This is a genomic window from Paraclostridium sp. (assembly GCF_051657365.1).
Classification (GTDB): domain Bacteria; phylum Bacillota; class Clostridia; order Peptostreptococcales; family Peptostreptococcaceae; genus Paraclostridium.
Genome location: NZ_JBOFKN010000036.1, coordinates 1 through 2,376, shown reverse-complemented (window position 1 = coordinate 2,376; position 2,376 = coordinate 1). Strand labels below are relative to the sequence as shown.

Below are 2,376 nucleotides of genomic sequence, written 5' to 3'. Positions count from 1 at the left end.
AACTTGCAAATAAAAATCTTATATCTATTTCATTTCCAATAAGAAAAACTCCTTTTGAAGGTAAACTTTCTAATTTAAGGTTATACTTTATTAAATATTCTTTTATTCTTTCTAAATCATAGTTTAACGTTCTTCTTGTGATATCTAATTCAATAAAACTATTACTTAATATCACTTTATTAGTAAAAAAAAGTTTTAATAAAATATAGTCTCTTCTTTCAATAGGACTAAATGGTGCATGTGATAATAAATCTTTTATTTTTAAAATTTCTTTCTCGTCGATATAAAAAATTTCATCCTCTTTCAGTATACCGTTTATATTATGATTGTGTAAAAAACTATTTACTGTATTTATATTCATTGTTATTGATCTTTTCTTTATTTTTAGAACTGTTTCTAACTCTGAATAACTGTATTTCTTTAAACTTAAAAACAGATTTAAAATATTCAATGATTTTTTATTTAAAAACATTTTTAGATAACACTTTTAGCCTTATTTTTCTATATTAAATTACTAAAAGTAAATCCTTTCACCCCTCTTCTTTAATTTTTTTATTCTTACTTAATAATAATTAAATAAAGATATGTTTAAAGAAAAGAGTCCTTCAAAACATATCTTATCAAATTTATTATATTTATAATTTTAATAATATACATGTTTTAATAGTATATCATTTTTCTCATATAAATAGAAGAACTTTTAATTATGCAATACAGTACATTTTTTTCAGTATTTCTTTGCAAATATACAAATATTAAATTTAAAGTATATAATGTTTAGTCAAATTTAAATTCAGGAGGATACTGTGATCAAAGTTTTATTTTTATTACTCATAATGAATATTTCTATTTTTTCTAAAACACTTAATACTGCAGTTATTTTAGAAAATAATGATGAAATATCAAATACTTACTTAAAAATTCTAAAAGATGAACTAACTAAAAATTTTGCTGGTACTAATTTTCAGCCGAATATAATGAAAGTTCTATATGTTGATAATCAAACTCTAGAAAATCAACTAAATTCTATTAATTTAGATAATAAAATTGATAGTCTTTTTATTTTAACTGATACTTCTATCGATAAAATAAAAAATTTAAACAAAAATAAATTTTATTCTGCACCTTTAGGTTTTGGAAAAAATTTAGAAAAATTACCAAATAATTTAAATTATATCTACAGTGACTTAGATTTAAAAAACTATCTTCAAATCTTTAATAATGTAAATGGAGTAAATGAAATTGATATTTTTATTTCAAATATAAGTGAAGCAAACATTACTAACTTATCTAAAAATATTAATATAAACAATTTAAAAATTAATATATATAAAGCTGATGAAAAAAAAATAAAAGAAAGTAAAAATCCTATATTTTTAATATCGTTCAATACAAATTTTAATAAATATGCTTATGTTGGTATTGATATGAAAAAGGAATTTTCAAAACGTATTAGAGCTGCATCATTAAATTATATGCTTTATAAAACTAACAATAGATTAGGTAAAGTCGTTGAAGTAAATGAACCTAGAGAAAATATCTTTTTTAATGGAGATTTAGCTAACAAACTTGGGCTGTATCCAAATCTTATTTTTTTACAAAATATTTCAAATTTAAAAACATCTGAAAAAGATAGAATTAAACTTACATTAAAAAATGCAGTTGAAAGAGCATTAAATTCAAATTTTTCACTTTTAAAATCTAAACAAGATTTAGAAACTAGTTCTTATAATGTGAAAATTTCTAATAGTTCAAGATTACCTCAGTTGAATGCAAATATGCAATATAATGCTATTGATAAAAGAACAAGTAATTTTAAGATGGGAGCTCCTACAAATAGTGTAAGCTCATATTTAGAACTTTCTCAAGTTATTTTCAATGATCAACTTAATGCTTCTGTTCAAATTGAAAAACTTGCACTTGATTCTAGTAGAAAACAATATGAACAGACAAAGTTAAATATTTTATATTATACAGCATCTACTTATGTCAATATACTTCAATTAAATGCTCAACTAGATATTCAAAAAAGTAACTACGCTCTTTTAAAAGAAAGTTTAGAGATTGCTAAATTAAATTATAAAGTAGGTGCTGGTGGTCTTCAAGATGTTTATAGACTTGAATCTGATGTTGCAAGTTCCTTAGCCAATATAGCTAATATCGGAAGTGAAATCAAAAATCAAGAGATTTATCTAAACACTCTTTTAAATTTACCAACAGATAATAGTTATAATTACGAGTCATTAAAAGATGTATCTACTTATTTTGTTTTAAGTGATTCATTCAATAAAAATTTTTCATATGGATCTGATAAATCTAAAAAGATAGAAAATTTTCTCGTTCAAGGAGCTATTTCAAATTCTAACTCTTTAGCAT

2 protein-coding genes are annotated in these 2,376 nt (G+C 21.7%); one reads left to right on the top strand and one right to left on the bottom strand.

Translation table 11 applies throughout. From position 1 onward, the window contains the following. On the bottom strand, positions 1-472 hold a 472-nt coding region (locus tag ACRCYC_RS03035), incomplete at its 3' end, for a helix-turn-helix domain-containing protein (RefSeq protein WP_438617705.1). Between the two features lie 364 nt (positions 473-836). Between ACRCYC_RS03035 and ACRCYC_RS03030 the strand changes: the two genes are divergently transcribed. Next, the coding region (locus tag ACRCYC_RS03030; RefSeq protein ID WP_438617704.1) for a TolC family protein at positions 837-2,376 on the top strand (1,540 nt) is incomplete at its 3' end.